This is a genomic window from Candidatus Nitrotoga fabula, assembly GCF_905221025.1.
Classification (GTDB): domain Bacteria; phylum Pseudomonadota; class Gammaproteobacteria; order Burkholderiales; family Gallionellaceae; genus Nitrotoga; species Nitrotoga fabula.
On record NZ_CAJNBL010000008.1, the window covers coordinates 77,640 to 101,288 of the forward strand.

A 23,649-nucleotide genomic window follows, 5' to 3' on the forward strand; every position below is an offset into this window, starting at 1 on the left:
CGCAACGGTTCCTGGCCTGTAATCTGGCCTGCGCCTAACCTTGTGTCCGGGCAGTTTCTCCTTGCATCTTCACCGCATGATTGCGGTCCGTTGCAAGCATCATATACATCCCGGGCACGACAAACAGCGTGAACAATGTGCCGATCGACAGGCCGCTTGCAATCACGATACCCATGTTGATCCGACTCAATGCGCCGGCACCACTCGCGGTGATCAGCGGCAGGACCCCCAGAACCATGGCTGCGGTGGTCATCAGAATCGGGCGCAGGCGTAATCCCGCTGCTTTTTCTATGGCGTTCCGCTTGCTGAACCCTGACTGCTGCAGATTATTGGCAAATTCCACAATCAGAATGCCATGCTTGGATATGAGTGCAACCAGGGTAATCAGGCCGACTTCGGTGTAAATATTAAGCTTGGTCTGTCCGATGCCAAGATTAATGAAAATCAGCGCTCCGACAATAGACATGGGTACCGATACCAGGATGATGGCTGGGTCGCGAAAGCTTTCAAACTGTGCCGCAAGTGCAAGGTAAATAATCACGATAGCAAAGAAAAAAGTGAGCATGAGCCCGCCGGATTCCTGTATGAACTGCCTGGAGGTCCCTGCATAATCATAGCTGTATCCCGCAGGCAGGTTTTTTTCCGCCAGGGTTTTCAGCCGTTCCAGTACCTGCCCCTGCGAGGAGGTAGGGAAAGCCACTCCCTGTATGGTGGCCATGTTTTGCTGCTGAAAGTGATTAATGGTTTCAGGCTCGGTAGTGGTTTCCATATGCGCGACTGTGGACAACGGCACCATCTGCCCGTCCGCGGCCCGCAGATAATAATGGGAGAGCTGGTCCACGTTCAGACGGAAGCGCTGCGCCACCTGGGGAATGACCTTATAGGAGCGGCCTTCCAGTTCGAAATAGTTTACATAGTTGCCTCCCAGCATGGAGGAAAGCGCCGAACCGATATCCTGCATGTTCAGACCAAGCTGTGATGCCATGTTGCGATCGATAACCACACGGGTTTGCGGCAGGTCTATGCGCAAATCCGTCTGCACAAAAATGAACTCTCCTGTTTTCTCGGCCTCCTGCAAGAATTGCTGCGCCACATCATGCAGCCTGTGAAAAGATTCCGAGGTGGTAATCACAAACTGGATCGGCATTCCGCTCGCTCCGGGAAGCGGGGGCGGCTGGAAAACGGCATTCTGCGAACCGGCAATTTTCGCCAGTTCATTCTGAATCTGGGGCTGCAGTATCATGGCGGTTTTTACGCGCTCATCCCAGGGCTTGAGGACCATGCCGGAAATAACCTGAGACGGCATGTTAAGCTGGAAAGTATGATCGGTTTCAGCGTGGGACTTGAACACATGATGAACCTGATCGCCAAACAGTTCGCGTTGACGCAGCGTGGCATCCGGCGCATTGTAAGAAACCGCAAGCAGTACCCCCTGGTCCTCCTGCGGAGCAAGCTCGGACATTGAAGTGGCATACAGGAAATAGATGCCTCCGATTATCAGAGCCGCGAACACGGCGATGACCGGCACGAAATCCAGCGTCCCGCGCAGGCTTTTTTCATAGCGAAGATGCAGGCGTTCAAAGCGCTGATCCAGCCAAAGCTGCAAACGGTCCTGCCAGCTCCCACCCTCGCGGCTCGGGGTATGCAGAAAACGGGAGCACATCATGGGTGAGAGCGTCAGGGCGACGACCGCGGAGATCGTCACAGCTCCGACCAGAGTAAAAGCAAACTCGGTAAACAGCGCACCAGTCAGCCCGCTCATGAAGCCGATCGGCACATATACCGCAACCAGCACAATCGTCATGGCGATGATCGGGTTGGCCAGTTCGCGGGCTGCCCTGACAGCAGATTCAAAGGGGGTCAGACCTTGCTCCAAATGGCGGTTTACGTTTTCCACCACGATGATTGCATCATCCACAACCAGCCCGATAGCCAGAACCAGAGCCAGCAGCGTGAGCAGATTGATGGAATACCCCAGCGCCAGCATCACTGTGAACGTGCCTACCAGCGAAAGTGGTATCGCCACGACGGGAACCAGCACCGAACGCAGCGAGCCGAGAAATACGAAGACCACAACCGTGACAATCAGGACCGCTTCCAGCAATGTTTTCACCACCTCATTGATGGAAGAACTGACGAATTTGGTTGAATCGTAAACGATATTGCTGTGCAAACCCTGTGGAAGCTGGGCCTGAATTCCAGGCATGGCATCGCGCACACGGGCGAGCACCTCCAGAAGATTTGCCCCCGGAGCAATCTGTATGCCGACGTACACCGCTTTCTTGCCGTCAAAGGCCACGCTGTTATCATAGTCATCAGCACCCAGGGTCACCGTCGCGACATCTTCCAGACGCACTACCGAATTACCCTGCTGCTTGATGACCATCCGCCTGAAATCATCCACCGAGTGCAACGAAGTAGATACCCTCAGGTTGATCTGTACCATTTGCCCCTTGGATTGCCCGCTGGAAGACAAAAAATTGTTTGCAGCCAGGAAACTGTGCACATCGGCTGCGGTCAGGCCAACCGCAGCCAGTTTGTGCGGGTCCAGCCATGCTCTCAGGGCGAAATTCTTCGACCCCAGCAATTCTGCAACCTGGACCCCTTCGATTGCCTGGAGCCTGGGCTGCACCGAACGTACGAGATAGTCCGTAACCTGATTGGACTGGAGCACATCACTGTAAAAGCCGATATACATCGCATCGATGGTCTGCCCGATACTGACGGAAAGGGTGGGTTTCTGCGCCTGGGGCGGCAGTTGATTCAGAACGGCATTGACCTTGGTATTGATCTCGGTCAGCGCATTATCCGGATCATGATTCAACCGCAGGTGGGCAGTAATGACGCTCACTCCCTGGCTGCTTGTGGATGTCATGTAATCAATGCCATCCGCCTGGGCTACCGAGGTTTCCAGCGGGGTTGTGATAAAGCTCGCCACCAGATTGGCATCGGCTCCAAGATAGGAGGTGGTAACGGTGACTACGGCATTTTGTGTATAGGGAAATTGCAGGATCGGCAGCGAACCAAGCGAACGCAATCCCAGAACCAGTATGACCAGACTGATCACGGTTGCCAGAACCGGTCGTTCGACGAAAATATCAGTAAATTTTCGCATCGCGGCTTCAGCAGCGTGGCTCATTCGTCTTGAACATCAGGGTTGGGGTTGCTGGACGGCTGCACGCTGTTATTGACCAATACCGGAGTCCCATTGCGCAGCTTCAACTGACCGGAAGTCACCACAATCTCGTTCGCTTTGAGGCCGGACAGCACGGCCACCTGATCACCGCGTGTTGGGCCGGTTGTGACAAAGCGCTGTTCCGCCACCAGCAACGGCTTGCCACTGGCATCTTTTCCCTTCCTTTTTACTACAAATACCGTGCTTCCGTAAGGATTATAGGAAATGGCTGCATTCGGCAGCGTCAGATATTCTTTTTGTCCGCCCCGGTTCACCCTTACCGTAGCAAACAAACCAGGAATCAGTTCATTTTTTGGATTGCGGATACTGGCCCTTACTTTAATGTTGCGTGTACTGATTTCCACCTGGGGTTCAATCGCAGAAACGGTTCCCATGAAAACCCTGCCAGGGAACGCGCTGGTCTGCACCGCGACGGTTTCTCCAACACGAACCAGATCCATATGGGCCTGGGGCACGCTAAAGTCCAGATACATCGGATCCAGTTTTTGCAGGTTGACCAGGACAGCACCCGGAGCCAGATATTGTCCAAGATCAACCTGTCGTATTCCTAGCCGGCCGGAAAAGGGGGCGCGTATACTTCTCTGGGCAATGATCGCTTCCTGCGTGGTAATCTGTGCCAGGGCGCTTTTCAGGTTGGCGGCGGAAACTTCCACAGCAGCCTTGCTGACTGCCTGCACTTTGTACTGTGCAACATCACGGTCATAATTCTGTTTTGCCAGCAGGGCTGCAGCCTTGAGTTGCCCCAGCTGGGCTTTGAAAGGGGATGCATTCAATTCCAGCAACAGCTGCCCAGCTTTCACCGTAGCTCCAGAATCGAAATGAATTGCGGTAACCAGGCCACTGACCTCGGCTGCCAGACTAGTTCCATTTGAAGCACGCAGATTGCCCACCGCTTCAAATGCAGGCTGCCAGGCAGAAAATTGCACCACGGTGGTGGATACGCTTTGCGGCGGGTTTGCCATGCCCCTGATCGACTGCTGAATCATTTTATTGCGAAACTGCTGGAATGCATAAATCCCGCCGAACACCAAGGCAGTCAGCAGCAGCATGATAACCAAGCGTTTGGTCATTCCCTTAGCCATGCAAATACTCCATGCTCAATTGCGGCTCAACCCGTGCTGAACGGATTGCGCATGCAATGCATTCTGTACGGGCAGCCGGACAGGCTGTTCCTGATGGGTCCCTTCCTGCCCGGAAGCAGCCATCCAGCCGCCACCCATCGCCTGATACAGCGCAGCCGTATCCGTCAAACGCTGGGCCTGCGCGGAAATCAGATTGATCTCGGCATTGCGCGCCTGAATTTGCGCAATCAACAACGGTAAATAACCCACCCCTCCCAGGGAAAACTGCTGCCGGGTAATCATCAGCGACGCTTGCGCAGAAGTACGGGCCGTGGCTCGTGCCTGCAGTACCTGCGCGTCATTGTCCAGGGTATACAGTACGTCGGCAACATTGCGGAATGCCTGTAGCAGGGTCTGGCGGTAATTCGCTGCGGCTGCTTGATAACCTGATTCGGCTGCCCGGACCTCGTCCTTGTAGCCGAAATTGATCAATGGCTGCACTGCCTGACCGACAATGCTCCAGATCAGCGATTCCGCCCCGAACAGGCCGGACGTAGCCACCGCCAGCGAACTCAAATTTCCGGACAGATCAATTTTCGGGTAAATGGTGGACACGACCGCCCCATGCCGTGCATTGGCTGCATGGAGCAATGCTTCGGATGCCTGGATGTCCGGCCGCTGGCGCACCAGACCGGAAGGCACGACAACAGGCAGTTCCGTGGGCAACTTGAAATCAGACAGGAAAAATTTTGGCATCTGCGCCGCACCGGGTGGCTGCCCCACCAGCACGGCAAGCAGATTTCCGGTTTTCTCAAGACTGGTGCGCAACAACGGGATGCTGGCACGTGTCTGCTCCACCTGGGTTACCAGGGCAAACTCATCATTTCGCGGCACAGCCCCGAGCTTAAAACGTTGCCTGGTAATTTCAAGCTGCTTTTCTTCGTCTGCCAGAATGGAGGTTGTTGCCTTGATCTGCTCGGCAAGCTGCGCCTGTGAGATGGCAGTAGTAACGATATTGGCAGCCAGCGCCAGCCGCGCGCCTTCAAACTGGTAACGCTGGTAGTCTGCCTGCGCTGCTAGTGATTCGAGAGTGCGGCGATTACCACCGAAGAGATCAAAATTGTAACCGACCGTGACTCCGGCATTATACAAATCGAATATCTTGGAATTTCCCTGCTGCCCGAAAATTGCAGGATTAAATTCCTGGCGCTGCGCGCTCAGTTTGGCGCTCACCTGCGGAAACAGCGTAGCGCCCCTTTGTGCAGCATAAGTTTGCCGGGCTTGCTGCAAGGTAGCCTGTGCAGCCTCAAGGGTTGGGCTGGCCAGCAGGGCTTGCTCAATCAGGGCATCCAGTTTCGCCGATCCAAAACTCTTCCACCATTCCGCCTCAACATTTTTCCGGGTGACAAAACGCTGTGCCATGCCCAGTTTAACCGGGGCAGATTCCGTTTTTTCTGGCAGCTTCTGTGCCGTATAACCTGCCACATCCGGCGGGTCAGGCCGTTTGAAATCTGGCCCTACATTAATACATCCATACAGGAACAGCAGGCATCCCATCATCAACCCGGTACGCAGGCATCCCGTAAACCCCATACAGGTTGGTCCACGTTGAGCGGAGCGGTACAGATCTTGATGATGGAAGGTAAAATATTGCATGTAATCGTTAAAAATAAATGAGCCCCAAATTCTGAAATCTCTCCACCCGGACGTATCTTACAACAAGAAACCATTAGAGACGACCTTGCCCAGAAATTAAGTCCTACCCAGTGGTTGGAATGCGCCAGAGAGAAAGCCGGACATTACTTGCCGCAGGCACCGACCCAAGGTTCATCCTGCCGGATATGTCTTTCTACCACTGTTCATGCTCCCTCTGCCCTGTTCTTATCCACGCCCAGGGGGTAACTCCCTGCATCGGCGTCTTAATATTTCTTGCCCAAATCATTTTTATCGGGTAATTTGAATTTATGAAGCGACTGCCTGCTGCCTGAAATAAACGTATTACTTTCAAAATTACCATGCTTCCGGCCAATACCTGTTTGCCTGCTATCGAACATCTCACAACTGCAGTCATTGTACTGGATGAAAAATCGCATATCACTTACCTCAACCCATCTGCAGAAAATCTGTTTGCATTAAGCAGCAAAAGCCTGATCGGCCTTCCGCTGCTGGAGGTGTTCACCCAAACCGAGCAACTCGCTGCCGCAATACAGCATGCCCTGTCTCATGGTGCCAGTTATACGGAACATGATCTTACGCTCGGGGTTCCGCCTGGCAGCAAGTTGCATTTACGCTGCACAGCTACGCCGGTGCAGCCAAACTCATTTTTACTGCTGGAATTCCATACGATTGACCGCTCATTAAAACTCGCGCGCGAAAAGCAAATGCTGGACCAGACACAGGCCAACCGACATTTGCTGCGGAATCTCGCCCATGAAATCAAAAATCCTCTCGGGGGCATAAGAGGCGCTGCACAGTTGCTGGAACACGAATTGGAAAAACCAGGCCTGCGTGAGTACACACAGGTTGTTATTCAGGAAACTGACCGGCTGACTTCACTAATGGACCAGTTCCTCACCCCGCGATCCAGACCCGATGTCCGTTCGCTTAACATACACGAAGTGCTTGAGAGGGTTCGCAGCCTGATGCTTGCCGAATACCCGGAAGACCTGCACATGCAGCGTGATTACGATCCAAGTCTGCCCCTGTTGACTGGCGACAAGGAACAGTTAATCCAGATCACCCTGAATATCGTGCGCAACGCTGCCCAGGCAATACAGGGGAAAGGAAACATTCTGCTGCGTACGCGTATCTTGCGTCAGGTCACTTTATTGAAGGAACGCCACCGTCTGGCGGTATCCATTCAGGTCATTGACGATGGCCCTGGCATCCCCGTGCATTTGCATGACAAAATATTTTATCCACTGGTCTCCGGCCGCGATAACGGGCATGGCCTTGGACTGACCCTGGCACAGGACTATGTCAGCCAGCATAAAGGCATCATCGAATTTGAAAGCGAACCGGGACGCACCTGCTTTACAGTTATACTACCCATCCAAGAAACCAAGCCATATCATAACGTTGCCCATGAAAACCGCCTGGATCATTGACGATGACCGCTCCATACGCTGGGTACTGGAAAAAGCCCTGACGCGTTCGGATATTCTCTTCACAAGTTTCACCTCGGCCGATGAAGCCATGGCAGCATTGCAGGATCATGATCCGCCCCAGGTCGTTATCAGCGATATCCGCATGCCCGGCAGCTCAGGGCTGAAACTGCTATATGAACTGCAGAAAAAACATCCTGGTTTGCCAGTCATCATCATGACTGCCTATTCCGACCTGGAAAGCGCCGTGTCAGTATTCCAGGGCGGAGCATTCGAATATCTGCCCAAGCCGTTTGACATCGACCAGGCCGTTGCATTGATCCGGCGCGCTCTGGAACAGAGCATGCGCTCCAGTGTACCTGCAGAACAGTCCATTGCCACTCCGCATATCCTGGGACAGGCGCCAGCCATGCAGGAAGTGTTCCGCGCGATAGGACGGCTATCGCATTCCCATGCAACCGTGATCATCAATGGCGAATCCGGCACTGGCAAAGAACTGGTGGCACATGCATTACACCGGCACAGTCCGCGCTCCAGCCAGCCTTTCATCGCCATTAACACTGCGGCCATTTCCAAGGATTTGCTCGAATCCGAATTATTCGGCCATGAGCGGGGCGCATTCACGGGTGCGGCAGCAAGCCGCCGGGGCCGCTTTGAACAGGCTGAAGGCGGTACTCTGTTCCTGGATGAAATCGGAGACATGCCGGCAGAACTACAGACGCGATTATTGCGTGTGCTGTCGGACAAAAATTATTACCGCGTTGGCGGAAATCAACTGATCAGAACCAACGTACGCATCATTGCGGCCACACACCAGAACCTGGAAGAGCGGGTAAAGCAGGGATTGTTTCGCGAAGACCTGTTCCACCGTCTAAACGTCATTCGCCTCTATCTACCCCCCCTGCGCGAACGCCGGGAAGACATCCCTCTGCTCGCGAAATATTTTTTGCAGAAAAAAGCTGAGGAACTGTCCGTCGAACAGAAGACCTTCAACCAGGACACGCTACGTTACCTGGCAAAACAGGACTTCCCTGGAAATGTCAGGCAACTGGAAAATCTCTGCCACTGGCTGACGGTAATGACCCCTTCCCACCAGATTGAAATTTCCGATTTGCCACCCGAATGGCGCGAGACACCCACAACAGCTGATATGGATTCCGGCGACTGGCAGATTATGCTGGGCCAGCAGGTAGCACTGGCTTTGGAACGCGGAGAGCAAGACATTTTAGACCGCCTGAATCGGCAGTTCGAACGCATCCTGATCACACAGGCACTCAAGCATACCGATGGCAGGCGCATCGAGGCTGCCACCCTGCTGGGAATGGGGCGCAACACCATGACGCGCAAGATTCAGGAATTGGAACTGGAATAAAACCTGTTGCAGGCAACTGGTCTGACCGCGCCTGCCGGCCTGTTTATTCCGTCCGTTTTACTGCATGCCCACCGAAGGCATTGCGCATCAAGGAAAGCAACCGGAAGCCATACCCCCTTTCATTCCGGCTGGCAAAACGCATTTGCAAGGCCGATGTCAGCACCGGTGTCGCCACTCCCTGATCCACGGATTCGATCACTGTCCAGCGGCCTTCCCCTGAATCCGGCACATACGGAGCAATGGTTTCCAGATCCTGATTGGCTTGCAGGGCTTTTGCAGTCAGGTCCAGCAGCCAGCTGCGCACCACGGAACCGTGTCGCCACAGTTCCGTGATCTGGGCCAAATCAAGGTCAAATTCCTGTTTTCCCCGCAGCAGTTCAAGGCCTTCTGCAAGTGACTGCATCATGCCGTATTCAATCCCATTGTGTATCATCTTGGCAAAATGTCCTGCGCCTACCGGCCCGACACGTGCCCATCCGTGTTCCGGGGAAGGAGCCAGCACTTGGAGCACGGGCTGCATGGTTTTCACAACGCCGACGCTTCCCCCGACCATCAGGCAATAACCGTTCTCAAGCCCCCATACCCCACCTGAAGTTCCTGCATCCATGAAACCGATCCCCTGCTCTGCCAACCACGCACCCCGACGCTGGCTATCATGATAGTTTGAGTTTCCGCCATCAACAATGATGTCTCCGGCTGACAGCATCGGGGTAAGTGCCTGAATCTGCTGCTCTGTCGGCTCCCCGCTCGGCAACATCAGCCACACAATGCGCGGAATGGGTAATTGCGCAACCGCATCCGCCACCGAAGCCGCGGCACTCATCTCATCCTTGGCAGATAATTGCGCAACCACTTTCGGGTCATGGTCGTATCCCACTACCTCCATGCCCGCTCTGAGTAATCTTCGCGCCATGCTGCCGCCCATTTTCCCCAGTCCGATCATCGCCAGCTTCATGCAATCGCCCTTTCAAAATGTTTTTATTTTATTGACCGACACAACCAGCCGCCAACCTATCTCCTTGACAACACTGCATGATCATCTGCAGTTGCAAGAGCGCCTGACAAATCTTTACAAGGGCACCACGATTCTCCACACTGGCTGCAAAACCTGGAGGCCAATCAGTCTCGTGGCAGGCCGGGATTACTGCCATTGCAAATCATGAGAGCAGAATACACAGTCAGCACGTCTTCGTAGGGCAAAAATCTCATGCGTTGGATAATCTGTGTTCCGTCATCAAATCTGCCAGGATCACATCCACTAGAAAGCGGCAAAAATGCTCATTGGTAAAACGCACGCTCTCCGGGCTGGCCAAAAAACGTCGGATTTCTACCTGGTACCGAGCATAACGGGCAGCATCTACGGATTGCAGGAAACACAGCAACTCTGCAGGATTACTGAAGCGGTCCCCGTCAATATAACAGCCTTCTGGAACAAGCTCGGCTACATTGGCCGTACCAATATAAACCGGTACGCAGCCACTGGTAAAGCAGTCAAATATTTTCTCGGTCAGATAACCAGGGCTGCCGCGTGAATTCTCATAGCAGATGGAAAATCTGGCTCGGTCCAGAACCTCTGCTTTGGATCGCACCACCCCACGATAGCTCGGGAACGGTTGGCCCGGATATATTCTGCTGCGCCACTGGTGCACGCGCTTGATCAATCGCCCCGCCAAACCGGGGCGTACCGCAGGAATGTTCCAGCCCTTGCCATAGAGCGCAAAGAGGACAGGGGCATTTTTCTCAAAAAAACGGATGATTTCAATGCGCTTGTCGTGCAGATTGCGCGGGTCGGGATGCCGCAATGCTTTGTTGGAGGCGATCATCACGCAAAACTGGTCGCGCCCGGTAAAATCTGGCACTGCCCGCAAACTCAGGTCATTTGGATAATCCAGGCGCAATATTTGCCGATGATCGATCAAGGTTTCATTCGATGTAAAAGCCTTGCGATAACGGCTCAACCATGCAGGGTCGCCGTTGAGCGGCCGGACTATTGGATCTTCATACAGATAGGCATAAGCGGGACATTCCGGCAGGCTACGCCTTGCATTGACATGCAACTCGAAAAGCACCTCGCGCCCCCGATTCATGTCGGCTGTAGAAAGTTCGATCCCGGCTTCACGGAAATAATCCCGCAACATCCTGTATGGCAGAAAGAATTCCCGGCCATTCGGTCCCGCATCATCCGGCCTGAAAATTTCATTCTGCCTGTGCCTGGCTGCCACAATCGATGCGTGTTTCATTTGGCTGCAACCTCTGAAAGGACGCCAGCACCTTGCAACCGGGAAGCCGGCGCCTGACCACAGTCTTTCCCCTCCTCCGTTCTGGCGGCGGGCTTTACCATGCCATTTTCTGTCCAGACAATGCCTCTTTTTCTCACTTCCCTTACATACTCTTTGTTCCGTTGTACGATTTCAGGATCGGCATAACCACGAGAGTGCTCGATATGGAGCAAGCAGGTGCTGTAGCGAATGTGCCTACCGATGATGCCGTTATTGGTCAGGCGCACCCCCATCTCCACATCTTCGGCGCCATATCGCAATGACTCGTCAAAGCCATTCACCGCAATGATATCGCCCCGCCATGCCGAACTGTTTGCACCATTCCAGGTGCGCTTGACCGGGGAAAGCTGCTCCAGCATTCGCGCCAACCCTGCCGGTAATGCCGCAGCTTTAAGGAGGGTGCTGAATTTCCGTATCCCGATCTGGCCGGCTATCCAGTTCAAATGGAAAACCGCCCCGCTGGCAACCAGCTGTTCGGATAGCGCCTGCGTTGAACGGTCTGGCAGCCGTATCATCCCCCCGGAAAGGAAAATCCCTTCGGCACGGCGGGAGATATGCCGGGCGACAAAATCTGGGCGAGCTACACAATCGCCATCGATAAAAATCAGATAATCCGCTCGGGAAGTATCGATCGCTTTATTCAGAATGGCATTTTTACGAAAACCGTCATCCTCCTGCCAGATATGACGCAATGGAACCCGGCCAATTCGTCCAGCCCAACTCTCGATTACCCTCTGCGTCGGAGCGCCAGACCCGTCGTCCGCAATACACACGCTGAATTCAGCGCCACGCTGTGCAGCCAGGGCCAGCAGTACGTAATTCAAGGCCATAGGGTTATTGTAAGTTGAAACGACTACTTCGGTACGCACGATAGTTAAGGGCTTCTCAATCTGATTTGACAATGGGTGCACGCGGCATGAGTCCAGCGACCGAACCTGAAGGCAGGCAAGCAAGTTTACATGGATTCAAGAGAATGTTCAGCACACACGCTTTCTGCGATACTGAAAAAGCCGGCAGCCGCTTTGGATATCCTGGCTGGCAGAAAACTGCTGCTGCATTCCCCGAACCTGGCATCCATCTTTCACGGGGATTTCATTCAGTCCAGTACCTGGATATCCATGGTGCCGGGCGTACGAAACGAAACCTGCGGTTCCGTCGCCCAGCCAAAGCATCCGGCGGGTTGACCTCCCCGTGAAAAATCAGAATGCGCGCGCCATCTGGAATGACTGGAATGCACCAATAATTGCTTGGCCAAGGGGTAACGCAATGATATTTGAAGCTGCGGCACCAGGAATCAGGCCAGTAGCCCAGTTTCCCCTGCCGGTGAAACCAGTCGGATAGAAATGCCTGCTCATTCCGGAACCTGCGCCGGATTTCAGCCTGCCCGGTCCGGAATTCCTCCAGCAGCCCGGCATGCGCGCCCAGCCGGAAGCGATAGACAGAAGAATTACCGGTAATGCGCCACCGCCGCTTCCAGTCATGAATGATCAAAAATTCCCCGGGGTGCTCAAAGAAACAGTCAATGCCGCTTACAATCACGACATCCAGGTCAAGAAATAGCGCAGTGCCCTGCAATCCATGCAGATTGGCTTCGAAAGTGGTCAACTTTTTCCAGCCACGCTCTGGAATTCCTTCAGGCAAGGCTAGATCAGGAATAGGCAGGCATTCCACTTCGGGACGCACCCCTGCACTCTGATCCGTCAGGCAGACAAAACGGAAACGGCCCTGCAAATTCCGCGCGACCATCGCATATAGCCTGTTGACATACTCTGGGCCATACTTGCTTCCCCATTTCATGCACAGAATGACGCGCTCATCCATATCCGCAATGGGAGGAATGGCAGACTCTTCAATATTTTTTTTCATATCGGATTCAGATCGCTCCGCGTTACGCCTGCAAGCGGTATGGCAAGCAACACCATCAATGGCATGCCAAATACTGCATCTCTCAAAATCGCATTAAACATTCCGCCGACCATTATAGCCACCCCCAGCGTACCCAGCCACATACCGGGAGTTCCGCCAATTTTCCATGCGATGATCAACTGCGTCAGCCATATCCACAACAGAACTGCCAGTCCGATGAAGCCGATTTCGGAAGCATAAAGCAGATAATCGTTATGCGGGGTGTGTGTTCCTTCACTTGGCAAACCTTTCGCATATTGACGGTACTGGATGGGAAATGTTGCAATCCCGTGCCCGGTCCATGGCTTTTCGGCAATAATTCTGGAAGTAATACTGAACATCTCAAGGCGTATCCCGTCGTCGCTGATTTGCTTGCCCTGTGAAAATGCCTCAATATCTCCAAAGGTTCCACGTATGCGCTGCCCCACATCCGATACGGATACCCAGACAACCGCGAACAGGGATACCAGGCTGAATATCCAGAGCATATTGCGCCGGGACATGGCATAGCATTTTATGAAAATCCATGCGCACAGCAATATGAAAATCAGGCTGGCCGTTCGTGATTTGGCAAGAAACAGCAGCGCAATGACTACATACAGGAATGCCAGGATTCGCAGCCACATCCTTCTGCGATCCGCAATGGAAACGATTTCATGGAGCATCCACGCTGCAGCAATCGCCAGCAAGATTGCGTACAGGATGGATTTGTTTCCCTTATATTCCAGATAATTGGTAAAAATACCCCAACCCGGGAGCAGTCCGATGAAATTCAGATAATACAGGGTTGCGGCATACACTGCGCCGGCAAAGAAGAATCTGACCGCCTGCCTTTGCCAGTCTCCGGGACCGGCGCTGATGAAAAGCAGTAGAAAAATATAGATTTGATAATGGGCAAAACCGGACCAGAAAGTCCCCTGGGGTCGCTCCAGTAAAACTGCTGCAAGGCATGAAACAACGAACATGCCTGCAATCGGCGTGAACATCGGGTTCATCTTGACTGCCTGCCATTTTGCTTGAAAGCCTGCAGAATACAGCCAGCTTATTATAAACAGCACAATAAACGCATAAATGATGCCGACCGGAAAAAATAACGTCAGCGGTAGAAAGGACAGGATCGTTTGAGGCAGCAAATCCCGCTGGAACACAGCATTCATCGTTTCGTGGACTTTCGTGATTCAAAAATAAGAAATATCATTATTCAACCTCGGGGATACCGGAATCCATCTTCCAGCCTGATTTTTCCGGAAACCGAGATGCTGACCTGGAATCTCGCGCAATCCTGCGGCAGGCCATGTACAAGCCTGCCCGAATCCGGATCAGCTATCCCGGGTCGCAACAGACCGTTCGCTATCCCGACCCCGTAGGATTCATGGCGAATGAAAAAATTCACACCCTGTCGCCAGCTTGCCGGATCATTTCGTTCAGGGCCTGCAACGGGTCTGCGGCACGAGTGACAGGGCGACCGATCACAAGATAATCCGCTCCCTGTTCCATCGCAATGCGCGGAGTCATCACCCGCGACTGGTCATCCGCTACGCCATTAGCCAGGCGGATACCAGGCGTAACCAGACAGAATTTATCACCGCATTGCCGACGCAGCAGAGCTGCCTCCTGGGCGGAACACACGACCCCATCCATGCCGCTATCCTGCGCCAGCTTCGCCAGGCGCAATACCAGGTCAGCAGGGGAATCCTTCATCCCCAGACCGGTCAGATCTTCCTGCGACATGCTGGTCAGAACGGTTACAGCAATCAGCCTGGGAGCTCTGGGATATGCGCTCAGCCCTTCTCTTGCCACCTCCATCATCCTGCGGCCGCCAAGTGCATGGACGTTTACCATCCATACTCCCAACGCGGCAGCAGCCTTGCATGCCTGTGCCACCGTATTGGGGATGTCATGGAATTTCAAATCAAGAAAAATTTCAAACCCCCGCTGCATCAGCTGTTCCACCAGCCTGGGACCTGCTGCAGTGAATAGCTCCATGCCCACCTTGAGGCGACACAGCGCTGGCTCCAGCTGCACAACCAGATCCAGCGCGCCAGCAGCATCGGGATAATCCAGGGCAACAATAATTTTAGGGTCTCTCATAGTTTCGCTTCATGCCCGATTTCTTCCGTTCTGCGCGGCAAATACGTTTCCCAGCCATGACATGCCGGACAGTGCCAGTAAAATTGCCGTGCCTTGAACCCGCAATTTGCACAACGATACATGGCCAGCAGCCGGGTACGCTGGTGCACCAGATTTTTCACCATTTCCACATCGGAACGATGTTCCATCGACATATCCAGCAACCGCGCCTCCAACAGCTTGTCAAGGCCCAGCAGTGTTGGGTTGCGCTGGAGTTCCCCCCTTACCAACTTGTATGCCGCTTCCGGTCCGTCCCGTTTCACGATGGCATCAAACAGCACATTCATCAGATCCAGCGAAGAATAATTGATCAAATATTCCTGCAACAAACTAATACCTGCATCTGCCTGCCCCAGATTTCTGTAAGCCTGAAGCAGGCGTTCTGCAACCAGAGGCAGGTACTGTGGGTCCTGATGTCTGACCCGCTGCCAGATTTCAATTGCGTTTGCGTACTTTTGCAACGCATTTTCGATGTCTCCGAGCATCATCGTGGCCCGCACCGAATGGGGGTTAGCTTCCAGCGCCTGCGCCAAATAGCTCCGTGCCCCGTCAATTCGTTGCATTGCCCAATCCCCGGCAGCCAGTTCACAATAAAAAAAGGCCGCCTCCTTGTCATACGGCTTGCCGCTCAATTTCGCCAGCCGCTGGGTAATCTCGATCGCCATTACCCAGTTTTTCTCTTTCTGATACAGCTCGAGAAGAAAGTTTAACGCTGCATGGGCATACGAAGTGCCCTGCAACTTCAGGAACAGTTCTTCTGCCCGGTCTAATATCCCTGCATTCAGGTAATCCTGAGCCAACTCGAATAATGCCTGCTGTTTCTTGTCTTCCTCAAGATCAGGGCGTTCGATCAAATTCAAATGCATCCGGATGGCACGATCCACTTCGCCACGGCGACGGAATAAATTGCCCAATGCAAAATGCAATTCGATCGTTTGCGGATCCACCTGCACCACTTCGATAAAAGCCTCAATCGCTTTATCCTGCTGCTCGTTCAGCAGGAAATTCAACCCCTGAAAATAGGATCGTGGCAAGGATCTGGATTCAAACAGCAACTGCTTGATATCGATCCGCGCAGCCACCCAACCCATTCCAAAAAACAGCGGAAAAACCAGCAGCATCCAAAGTTCAAAATTCATAACAGACAAGCCGGATTAAAAAAGGATGCAATCCATGAGCAGTATATTTTACAAACCAATGGTCATCACATGGAATTGAACCGGAATACAGATCAAAGCGGAAAGACAACAACCAGCCCAACCTGGCAGAAACAGGCGTTACTGACTTTCCAGAAGGCAAAATCTCTGCACAGATGAACGATCCCGTCCTTTGCAGGCTCGCCTGAAGCGGACCCGGGTTCCATCCCTACCCTACATTCCCGGGGAATTCAGGTCGCTTTCATTTACCAGCTTGCTTTTCAGGCGTAATTCGCGTTTCAGCATCGCGATCTCCCTGCGTTGCCGAAGAATATTATTCAGCACCGCAAGCACGCCGACAACCATTCCTGCAGCAAAAAACAGCAACAACGCGAGTATCAACGAAGTATGCCATTCATAGCCAAGAATATAGTGCAACACCACAGGTTGGTCATTTTTGATGGCAAAACCCAAAAACACCAGAAACAATATCGCACGTAACAACCAGATCAGATAGCGCATCATTTACCTGCAATCATTTTTGCCACATGAGCCACCAAAAAATAGACGGCACTATCTTGCGACAGGCCGTCCATTTCATTCCCGAAAAAACTCTCTCCTACAGCCATCCCTTCCCCGGTTCATCCAGATCGGCTGAACCGGTTTCAAGAAGCCGTATAATCAACCCGTTCACGCAATTCCTTGCCTGCCTTGAAGTGAGGTACATATTTCGCAGGTACCTGCACCTTGTCTCCAGATTTCGGGTTGCGACCTATCCGCGGCGGACGATAATTCAGGGCAAAGCTGCCGAAGCCCCGGATTTCAATGCGTTCGCCCCGTTCCAGAGTTTCTGCCATGGCATCCAGGATCTCTTTGACTGCAAGATCGGCATCCTTGGCCAACAGTTGTGGAAAACGCTCCGCCAATTTTGCAATAAGTTCAGAACGGGTCATTCCTAGTCACTCCTTAATTATGATGCGTCCGCCTTGCTGGTACCCATTTTCGCTTTCAGCAGGGCACCCAGATTGGTCGTTCCTGCTGTCGCGGAACTTTCAACCGCGGCAGCAGAAAATTTCTGCATCACTGCTGTCTCGTCCGCCTTCTCCAAGGCTTTTATGGACAAATTGATGCCACGATTCTTACGATCAATGTTCGTAATCATCGCTTTTACCGTGTCACCTTCCTTCAGGTGATTACGTATATCCTCAACACGATCCGCAGACACCTCGGAAGCCTTGAGGAAACCCTCAACCTCTCCATCCAGGGTAACAATTGCACCTTTCGCATCAATGGACTTGACCACGCCATTCACTACGCTGCCCTTGTCATGCGTCGCAATATAGCCGTTGAACAGGTCGCCATCCATTTGCTTGACACCCAATGAAATTCGCTCACGCTCCACATCAATCGCCAGCACTACTGCCTCAAGCTCATCCCCTTTTTTGTAATTGCGTACTGCCTCTTCTCCGGGAACCGACCAGGAAAGGTCAGACAAATGAACCAGGCCGTCGATCCCGCCATCCAGGCCGATGAATATACCGAAATCGGTAATCGACTTGATCTGACCTTTTACTTTGTCCCCCTTCTTGTGATTCAGGGCAAAATCATCCCATGGATTGGATTTGCACTGTTTCATGCCCAGGGAAATCCGGCGGCGCTGTTCGTCAATTTCCAGGATCATGACCTCTACTTCATCGCCCAGCTGCACCACCTTGGAAGGATGCACATTCTTGTTGGTCCAATCCATCTCAGAAACATGCACCAGACCTTCGATACCCTGTTCAATTTCAACAAACGCACCATAGTCAGTCAGATTGGTCACCTTGCCGAACAAGCGGGTTCCTTGCGGGTAGCGACGTTCCAGGCCTGTCCACGGGTCGTCTCCCATCTGTTTGATCCCCAGGGAAACACGATTTTTCTCTTGATCGAACTTGAGAATCCTGGCCTCCACCTCATCACCGATCGCCAGCACCTCGGAAGGATGCTTCACACGACGCCAGGCCAGATCGGTAATATGCAGCAGGCCATCGATTCCTCCCAGATCCACAAATGCGCCATAATCGGTAATATTTTTTACAATACCTTTTACCGTGGCTCCTTCCTTCAGGCTTTCCATCATGGCCTGACGATCCGCTCCCTGGCTTGCTTCCAGAACTGCGCGGCGGGAAACCACCACGTTATTACGCTTGCGGTCCAGTTTGATAATCTTGAGCTCCATCTCCTTGTTCTCATAAGGAGTCGTATCCTTTACCGGGCGGATGTCCACCAGAGAACCGGGCAGGAAAGCACGTATGCCATTTACCATGGCGGTCAGACCACCTTTTACCTTGCCGCTCACAAAGCCTTCAACGATCTTGCCCTCTTTCATCGCTTCTTCCAGCTCAATCCATGCTGCAAGACGCTTTGCCTTCTCCCGTGACAGCTTGGTTTCACCATAACCATTCTCCAGCGATTCAATCGCCACGGTTACAAAATCACCAGCCTTCACTTCAATCTCACCTGCAGCGTTGAGAAACTCCTCAACAGGAATAAAGCTTTCGGATTTCAGACCGGCATTCACCACCACCACGTTATGATCGATGCGTACAATATACGCAGTAACCAGTTCGCCCGCGCGCATTTCCTTGCGCGTCAGGCTTTCTTCAAACAGTGAAGCGAAACTTTCCTGATCGTTCTCAACTACGGCAGCATTAGCATTCATTTATCATCTTATCCAGAACAAACCCGCATTTCGCGGGGCTAGTTAAAAAACCCGAACCCATAAAACGGTTGCGGGGCGGTCGTATCCATCATACGGTTTTCCTGCCAAATTGAATTCACAGCTTTTACCCTGGCATTTCAGACATGGAATGATAGCGGGCCAGCACTTCCTGCACCGCCTGCGCAACCGTCAGGCTGGAGGTATCAAGCAAGACTGCCCCGGATACCTGTTGCATGGGTGCCACGCTACGCTGACTGTCCCGCTCGTCCCGCTCGCGAATACTCTTTAGCAGATTGGAAATGTTAGCATTCATTCCTTTTTCTATCAACTGTTTATAACGCCGTTCGGCACGAATTTCAGCGCTGGCCGTAAGAAATATTTTCAGCGCCGCATCCGGAAACACTACAGATGCCATATCCCGGCCATCCGCAACCAGACCGGGTTTCCTGCGGAACGCACGCTGCTTTTCCAACAGCACAGCGCGCACCGCAGGCAGGAGCGCCACTACGGAGGCATCCACCGCGGATTCCTCGGAACGCAATTCGTCCGTTACCCTTACGTCATCCAGCCAGGAATCCGCTCCCTCGAAGCGAATCTCCATGCACCCTGCCAGGTCGGCCAGCTGATCTTCCCTGTCAAGTGCAATCCCTTGCTGCCTCGCAGCCAGCGACAGCATCCGATACAAGGCCCCGCTATCCAGATAATGAAAGCCCAGTGCCTCTGCCACCCGCTGCGCCACGGTACCCTTGCCGGAAGCAGAAGGCCCATCTATGGCGATAACAGGTACTGCCTTCACCACCCTGGCCAGGCATTCAAAGTAATCCGGAAAGGTTTTGGCGACGCATTGCGGGTCTTTGATACGCACCCCGGTCTGACCGAACGCGGCCAGCGAAAAACACATCGCCATGCGATGATCATCATACGTATCGATCACGGGCGGGCGGGAAACCGCGGCAGTCGCGCAGGGAAAAGAAACGCTCAGGAAATCCGCACCATCCTCCACCTTTGCACCAAATTTGCGCAGTTCTGCAGCCATCGCATCGATACGATCGGTTTCCTTGACACGCCAGCTTGCAATATTCCGCAGCGTCGTTACCCCATCGGCAAACAGTGCGCAAACGGCCAGCGTCATCGCCGCATCAGGGATATGATTACAATCCAGGTCTATCCCCTGTAACCTTCCGGATTCCGGCGCGCTTGCCTCAATCCAGTTCGGCCCCATGGTAATGTGCGCACCCATCTGCCGCAGCGCTTCAACAAAACGCACATCCCCCTGAATACTGTCATGCCCCACTCCCTCCACCCTTACCGGACCGCCGCCAATAGCACCCGCGGCCAGAAAATAGGATGCGGACGAGGCATCACCCTCGACATGAACCATGCCCGGCGCGGTATACCGGCTGCCGGCGGGGACGGTAAACGAGCTCCAGCCATCCCGAGCGACCTGGACACCGAAACGGGCCATCATCGCCAGCGTGATATCGATATAGGGCTTGGAAATCAGCTCACCCTCCACCCCCACGATGGTAGCACCGGGGAGCAGGGGCAACGCCATCAGCAACGAACTGAGAAACTGGCTGGAAACATCACCGCGCACCATAATACGACCGCCGCTGCTCAAACTGGCCGGATAGATTTCCAGCGGAGGAAAACCCTCCGTGCCCAGATAGCGGATATCTGCTCCCAGCCTGCGCAATGCATCCACCAGATCCCCAATCGGGCGCTCATGCATGCGGGGAACCCCGGAAAGCCGGTAACACCCTCCACTCAGCGCAAGCGCGGCAGTCAGCGGGCGGAAAGCCGTACCGGCATTTCCCAGGAATAGCCCGGCCTCCTTAACCGGAAAGCCACCGGCACACCCGTGTACCCGGTAGGAGTGCCCCCCCAGCGCTTCGATGGACACTCCCAGGGTGCGCAACCCGTTCAGCATGACATCGGTATCATCGGAATGCAGCAGGTCATGAATTTCCGTTGTCCCATGAGACAAAGCGGAAAGAAGCAAAATGCGGTTGGATATGCTTTTCGAGCCGGGAAGGCGTGCCGTTCCCCGCGCACTGAGCAGAGGAGGAAGATCAATATGGTCAGGGTATTTCATTTCAGAAAAAGTAATTCATTCACTGCAATATTAGGAATTCAATTAGCGAGTCAATCTGGCCGGAATGCCGTAAAAAAATACGCATTCCCATAGTTCCGGTTGCATGCCGGCCTACTGCTATGGCCAGAAAGCGACCGGCAGGGCTTTACTGTAGTGATTCCAGCGGGCATCCCTGATTTCTGTTTCCATCAGGATGACCTCCTCATCAGGGGCTCCCCCGCCATCTTCATTGTCACAGAGACCGACCCCGTAGATCAGCCCACCTCTTTCAGTAAGAATAAAGCGATTATGCATTTGCGTTTTTTCATAAAGATGCAGCTGCATCTTTACCCCTGCAGGCAGCAAGGGAGCATACTGCCGGAAACGGCGAATCAGCTCATCTTCCGCAATCTCATCACTGCGGTGTATTTCCACGGTAGCCTGATTGCCCTGCAACAGGGAAGCGATCTGCTCCAGCGGTCGCAAGTAACGAGGCTTGGCAAGGTCAAAGTGTGGATCCACAATTTTAATTATTCTAGCATGCCGGATCAGAAACCCGGCACAGCCTACCAGCGCCTTTGCGGTCCGGGGAACCGCACGTTGCCGGGCGGACCTGAAACGCGGGTTTTCTTCATCAATTTCATCCTTCTGGAGTACATCGGGATGGTCTACCGCGGTAGCGGAGATAATCGCGGCAAAAGGCCTGCGCGCATGCTCCGCCAGCGCGCGGTCTATCCATGCCTGCGATCCATCGCCGCTTGGCCTGCCGGTATCAAACACAATGTCTCCGCCAAGCTTGTTCAGCCTTTCCACGATCCGGGAAAACTCGACCTTCCCTTGATGTTCTCGCAAAGCAGACTCACAAACCATCTTCCTCCATTTCCTGGGAAAGGCAGAAATGACCCGTCCCTGGCTCACGCCGAATTTCTCGGTAAAGTAACAGAACTCGCGATAGGACGAAGTAATCGCTTCCGGATCCAGTGCAAATTCCTTGATCATCAGAACAACTCACCGGCACGTTCATCAAAAAACCCGCTGGGCCAGCTTCGGGTAAATTCGCCTGCCTTATCCACAGGCAGGAACTGAATCTCCATCCCTTTCTCTCCCCGCCCGACATAATAGACACCGATCATTTCCGGCAAAACCGGCGGAAAACCCGGCGGCAGGTCTCCTTCCGTAGTCTCCCGAATCCGGCGCAGCAGGCGCAGGACCAGATGCTCGCTATGCGTTTCAATCAGGAAACTCATATCGTAGCGAAGAATGCTGTACACCAGCAGATCGCCCAGCCCGACCTGCACCGAAGGGTGAATATGCAGCTCCGGCTGCTCAATCGTTACCAGGCTTGCGGAAGGCTCCAGTGCCGCCACCACTACCGGCAGCACCTGCGAAATACCGATCCCCACATCCCTGGGCTGCATTTCCAGGCCGGACCGGGTATCGACCAGGCCGATGCGTGGCCTGGCCTGCAGGGTTTCAATCGCCTTGTGCAACATCCACCGGCGTTCCGGCGGCAGCTCTCCGGAACCAAGCAATTCCAGCCACTCGGCGCGCACTTCACGCACCCAGCGGCGCTCGATTGCATAACCGGTATTCAACTTGTCTTCATCCGCCATCCAGCGGCTGACATCATCTACCAGGCTCTGCTGCCCGGTCAGCAAGGCCTCCCAGCCGGCCAGGCCATCCGCCCATCCCGCCTCATCCCTGGTCAGGCTGGCATCAAAATCGCGTGCAGGAACATGACGGATCGGCCCGACATAGCGCAGCCTGCGCAGCTCATCCCGCACCAGCAAGCCCGGCCCCACGATCAGGGATGAAATAAAGGCGGTGAACTCCCGGGCAATGTACACATTCTCGGCGCCGGTAACCTCCGGTGCCGGGATGTGCAGCAACTCTCCCAGCCGCGGCAATGCGCTGTCAAAACCGGTCAGCCATTCGCGCAACCCTTCCCCGGTCTTTTCCAGGCCCGCATCGGTTACCGTCTCGATGATATGTGGCCATACGGTATAGTGCGTCTCGATTTTCTGGGGTTCAGCGCTCCCGGGCCCGGCTGCGCCCGGATGGGTTCGCAGGAAATGTTCCCGGTTCCTGTCCGGATCCTTTTGCGGGATGGGATGCATAAAAATCGGATTGATTTCGTTCATGCTGATGCTGACATCCCGGCCATCGTCAGAAGCATTGATTTCGGCAAGCCACTCGCCATTGGCTCCCACCTGATAACCCACCACTACCGTTTTGTCCCGGAGATGACTCCAGGCCACCTCCAGCCGGACGCTTACTGACTCCACACGGTTTTTGGTTCCATGCAGCAAGTTATAGAAGGCCCATACTCTGGAATCGTCGGTTTGCCAGTCATCAAACGCTTCCGGAACCAGATCCGGCAATCCCTTCCCCCCCAGCGACATCTCAACCTGAATCGAAATATGACGGGTTGTATCCCGCAGATGGACCAGGTTGCGGAATCCGCCCAGGTCCACGAAATCCCCACCCTGAAGGGTGCGGTCCGGATTGGCATTGTTTCGTTCCAGCACTTCCCGCATATACTGCAGGGCTTGCATAATTGTGCTCTTGCCGACACTGTTCGCCCCGAAAAGCAGCGTGACCGGCTTGAGGTCAATCTGGACCTCCTGACCAACCCCCTTGAAATTCTCGATGCCTATTTTTGTCAGTCCCATCCGGGAAATTGCCATCCGT

19 protein-coding genes are annotated in these 23,649 nt (G+C 53.7%); 2 read left to right on the forward strand and 17 right to left on the reverse strand.

The features are described 5' to 3' along the window. Positions 1-34: 34 nt before the first annotated feature. From KJA68_RS03440 to KJA68_RS03450, 3 genes are read right to left on the reverse strand one after another with little or no spacing between them, the layout of a single operon-like run. Positions 35-3,139, reverse strand: coding sequence for an efflux RND transporter permease subunit (locus tag KJA68_RS03440; protein ID WP_246487046.1), 3,105 nt, complete (start codon positions 3,137-3,139; stop codon positions 35-37). Then, positions 3,136-4,278 carry an efflux RND transporter periplasmic adaptor subunit gene (locus KJA68_RS03445; RefSeq protein ID WP_213035540.1) on the reverse strand — a complete coding sequence of 381 codons (1,143 nt, stop codon included), beginning with the start codon at positions 4,276-4,278 and terminating at the stop codon, positions 3,136-3,138. Before KJA68_RS03445 ends, KJA68_RS03440 begins: the two co-directional genes overlap by 4 nt. A 15-nt stretch (positions 4,279-4,293) precedes the next feature. Further along, positions 4,294-5,850 (reverse strand): efflux transporter outer membrane subunit, encoded by a 1,557-nt coding sequence (locus KJA68_RS03450; RefSeq protein ID WP_213035541.1) that lies wholly within the window; start codon positions 5,848-5,850, stop codon positions 4,294-4,296. Positions 5,851-6,272: 422 nt separating this feature from the next. Here KJA68_RS03450 and glnL point away from each other — a divergent pair, with 422 nt between their 5' ends. Together glnL and ntrC are read left to right on the forward strand one after the other, a co-directional pair. Next, complete coding sequence (gene glnL / locus KJA68_RS03455) at positions 6,273-7,364, forward strand: nitrogen regulation protein NR(II) (protein WP_213035542.1); 1,092 nt, start codon at positions 6,273-6,275, stop codon at positions 7,362-7,364. After that, positions 7,342-8,733 (forward strand): nitrogen regulation protein NR(I), encoded by a 1,392-nt coding sequence (gene ntrC / locus KJA68_RS03460; protein ID WP_213035543.1) that lies wholly within the window; start codon positions 7,342-7,344, stop codon positions 8,731-8,733. Before glnL ends, ntrC begins: the two co-directional genes overlap by 23 nt. 43 nt (positions 8,734-8,776) lie before the next feature. Here ntrC and gnd read toward each other — a convergent pair whose 3' ends face one another. From gnd to KJA68_RS03530, 14 genes are all read right to left on the reverse strand, one after another. Then, a complete protein-coding gene (gene gnd, locus KJA68_RS03465; RefSeq protein ID WP_213035544.1) occupies positions 8,777-9,688 on the reverse strand; it encodes a phosphogluconate dehydrogenase (NAD(+)-dependent, decarboxylating) in 912 nt (303 codons plus the stop codon). Between the two features lie 250 nt (positions 9,689-9,938). Beyond that, the gene (locus KJA68_RS03470) at positions 9,939-10,973 is read right to left on the reverse strand and encodes a glycosyltransferase family 10 domain-containing protein (RefSeq protein WP_213035545.1); all 1,035 of its coding nucleotides are present in this window, start codon (positions 10,971-10,973) and stop codon (positions 9,939-9,941) included. Then, positions 10,970-11,923, reverse strand: a complete 954-nt coding sequence (locus tag KJA68_RS03475) for a glycosyltransferase (protein WP_213035546.1) — start codon at positions 11,921-11,923, stop codon at positions 10,970-10,972. Before KJA68_RS03475 ends, KJA68_RS03470 begins: the two co-directional genes overlap by 4 nt. A 181-nt stretch (positions 11,924-12,104) precedes the next feature. Beyond that, positions 12,105-12,878, reverse strand: a complete 774-nt coding sequence (locus KJA68_RS03480; RefSeq protein ID WP_213035547.1) for a hypothetical protein — start codon at positions 12,876-12,878, stop codon at positions 12,105-12,107. Further along, positions 12,875-14,074 carry an O-antigen ligase family protein gene (locus KJA68_RS03485; protein WP_213035548.1) on the reverse strand — a complete coding sequence of 400 codons (1,200 nt, stop codon included), beginning with the start codon at positions 14,072-14,074 and terminating at the stop codon, positions 12,875-12,877. Before KJA68_RS03485 ends, KJA68_RS03480 begins: the two co-directional genes overlap by 4 nt. A 44-nt stretch (positions 14,075-14,118) precedes the next feature. Beyond that, positions 14,119-14,310: a hypothetical protein gene (locus tag KJA68_RS03490; protein ID WP_213035549.1), complete on the reverse strand. Its 192-nt coding sequence runs from the start codon at positions 14,308-14,310 to the stop codon at positions 14,119-14,121. Further along, positions 14,307-15,008, reverse strand: coding sequence for an orotidine-5'-phosphate decarboxylase (pyrF, locus tag KJA68_RS03495; protein WP_213035550.1), 702 nt, complete (start codon positions 15,006-15,008; stop codon positions 14,307-14,309). The genes KJA68_RS03490 and pyrF overlap by 4 nt, the downstream gene beginning before the upstream one ends. Then, on the reverse strand, positions 15,005-16,186 hold the full coding sequence (gene lapB, locus KJA68_RS03500) for a lipopolysaccharide assembly protein LapB (protein ID WP_213035551.1): 1,182 nt from the start codon (positions 16,184-16,186) through the stop codon (positions 15,005-15,007). Before lapB ends, pyrF begins: the two co-directional genes overlap by 4 nt. A 231-nt stretch (positions 16,187-16,417) precedes the next feature. Beyond that, on the reverse strand, positions 16,418-16,708 hold the full coding sequence (locus KJA68_RS03505) for a LapA family protein (protein WP_246487047.1): 291 nt from the start codon (positions 16,706-16,708) through the stop codon (positions 16,418-16,420). A gap of 140 nt (positions 16,709-16,848) precedes the next feature. Further along, positions 16,849-17,136, reverse strand: a complete 288-nt coding sequence (locus KJA68_RS03510) for an integration host factor subunit beta (RefSeq protein ID WP_213035552.1) — start codon at positions 17,134-17,136, stop codon at positions 16,849-16,851. Positions 17,137-17,153: 17 nt separating this feature from the next. After that, positions 17,154-18,884: a 30S ribosomal protein S1 gene (rpsA, locus tag KJA68_RS03515; protein WP_213035553.1), complete on the reverse strand. Its 1,731-nt coding sequence runs from the start codon at positions 18,882-18,884 to the stop codon at positions 17,154-17,156. Positions 18,885-19,008: 124 nt separating this feature from the next. After that, positions 19,009-20,979, reverse strand: a complete 1,971-nt coding sequence (locus KJA68_RS03520; RefSeq protein ID WP_213035554.1) for a bifunctional 3-phosphoshikimate 1-carboxyvinyltransferase/cytidylate kinase — start codon at positions 20,977-20,979, stop codon at positions 19,009-19,011. A 117-nt stretch (positions 20,980-21,096) separates the two neighbouring features. Continuing rightward, complete coding sequence (locus KJA68_RS03525; RefSeq protein ID WP_213035555.1) at positions 21,097-21,957, reverse strand: hypothetical protein; 861 nt, start codon at positions 21,955-21,957, stop codon at positions 21,097-21,099. Further along, positions 21,957-23,645 (reverse strand): DUF3696 domain-containing protein, encoded by a 1,689-nt coding sequence (locus KJA68_RS03530; protein WP_213035556.1) that lies wholly within the window; start codon positions 23,643-23,645, stop codon positions 21,957-21,959. Before KJA68_RS03530 ends, KJA68_RS03525 begins: the two co-directional genes overlap by 1 nt. Positions 23,646-23,649: the final 4 nt, after the last annotated feature.

What these genes read in the sequence shown, in the direction of transcription:
- KJA68_RS03440 (WP_246487046.1), bottom strand. Translation starts at nt 3,139, where the DNA reads ATGAGCCACGCTGCTGAAGCCGCGATGCGAAAATTTACTGATATTTTC.
- KJA68_RS03445 (WP_213035540.1), bottom strand. Translation starts at nt 4,278, where the DNA reads ATGGCTAAGGGAATGACCAAACGCTTGGTTATCATGCTGCTGCTGACT.
- KJA68_RS03450 (WP_213035541.1), bottom strand. Translation starts at nt 5,850, where the DNA reads ATGGGGTTTACGGGATGCCTGCGTACCGGGTTGATGATGGGATGCCTG.
- glnL (WP_213035542.1), top strand. Translation starts at nt 6,273, where the DNA reads ATGCTTCCGGCCAATACCTGTTTGCCTGCTATCGAACATCTCACAACT.
- ntrC (WP_213035543.1), top strand. Translation starts at nt 7,342, where the DNA reads ATGAAAACCGCCTGGATCATTGACGATGACCGCTCCATACGCTGGGTA.
- gnd (WP_213035544.1), bottom strand. Translation starts at nt 9,688, where the DNA reads ATGAAGCTGGCGATGATCGGACTGGGGAAAATGGGCGGCAGCATGGCG.
- KJA68_RS03470 (WP_213035545.1), bottom strand. Translation starts at nt 10,973, where the DNA reads ATGAAACACGCATCGATTGTGGCAGCCAGGCACAGGCAGAATGAAATT.
- KJA68_RS03480 (WP_213035547.1), bottom strand. Translation starts at nt 12,878, where the DNA reads ATGAAAAAAAATATTGAAGAGTCTGCCATTCCTCCCATTGCGGATATG.
- KJA68_RS03485 (WP_213035548.1), bottom strand. Translation starts at nt 14,074, where the DNA reads ATGAATGCTGTGTTCCAGCGGGATTTGCTGCCTCAAACGATCCTGTCC.
- pyrF (WP_213035550.1), bottom strand. Translation starts at nt 15,008, where the DNA reads ATGAGAGACCCTAAAATTATTGTTGCCCTGGATTATCCCGATGCTGCT.
- lapB (WP_213035551.1), bottom strand. Translation starts at nt 16,186, where the DNA reads ATGAATTTTGAACTTTGGATGCTGCTGGTTTTTCCGCTGTTTTTTGGA.
- KJA68_RS03505 (WP_246487047.1), bottom strand. Translation starts at nt 16,708, where the DNA reads ATGATGCGCTATCTGATCTGGTTGTTACGTGCGATATTGTTTCTGGTG.
- KJA68_RS03510 (WP_213035552.1), bottom strand. Translation starts at nt 17,136, where the DNA reads ATGACCCGTTCTGAACTTATTGCAAAATTGGCGGAGCGTTTTCCACAA.
- rpsA (WP_213035553.1), bottom strand. Translation starts at nt 18,884, where the DNA reads ATGAATGCTAATGCTGCCGTAGTTGAGAACGATCAGGAAAGTTTCGCT.
- KJA68_RS03520 (WP_213035554.1), bottom strand. Translation starts at nt 20,979, where the DNA reads ATGAAATACCCTGACCATATTGATCTTCCTCCTCTGCTCAGTGCGCGG.
- KJA68_RS03525 (WP_213035555.1), bottom strand. Translation starts at nt 21,957, where the DNA reads ATGATCAAGGAATTTGCACTGGATCCGGAAGCGATTACTTCGTCCTAT.
- KJA68_RS03530 (WP_213035556.1), bottom strand. Translation starts at nt 23,645, where the DNA reads ATGGCAATTTCCCGGATGGGACTGACAAAAATAGGCATCGAGAATTTC.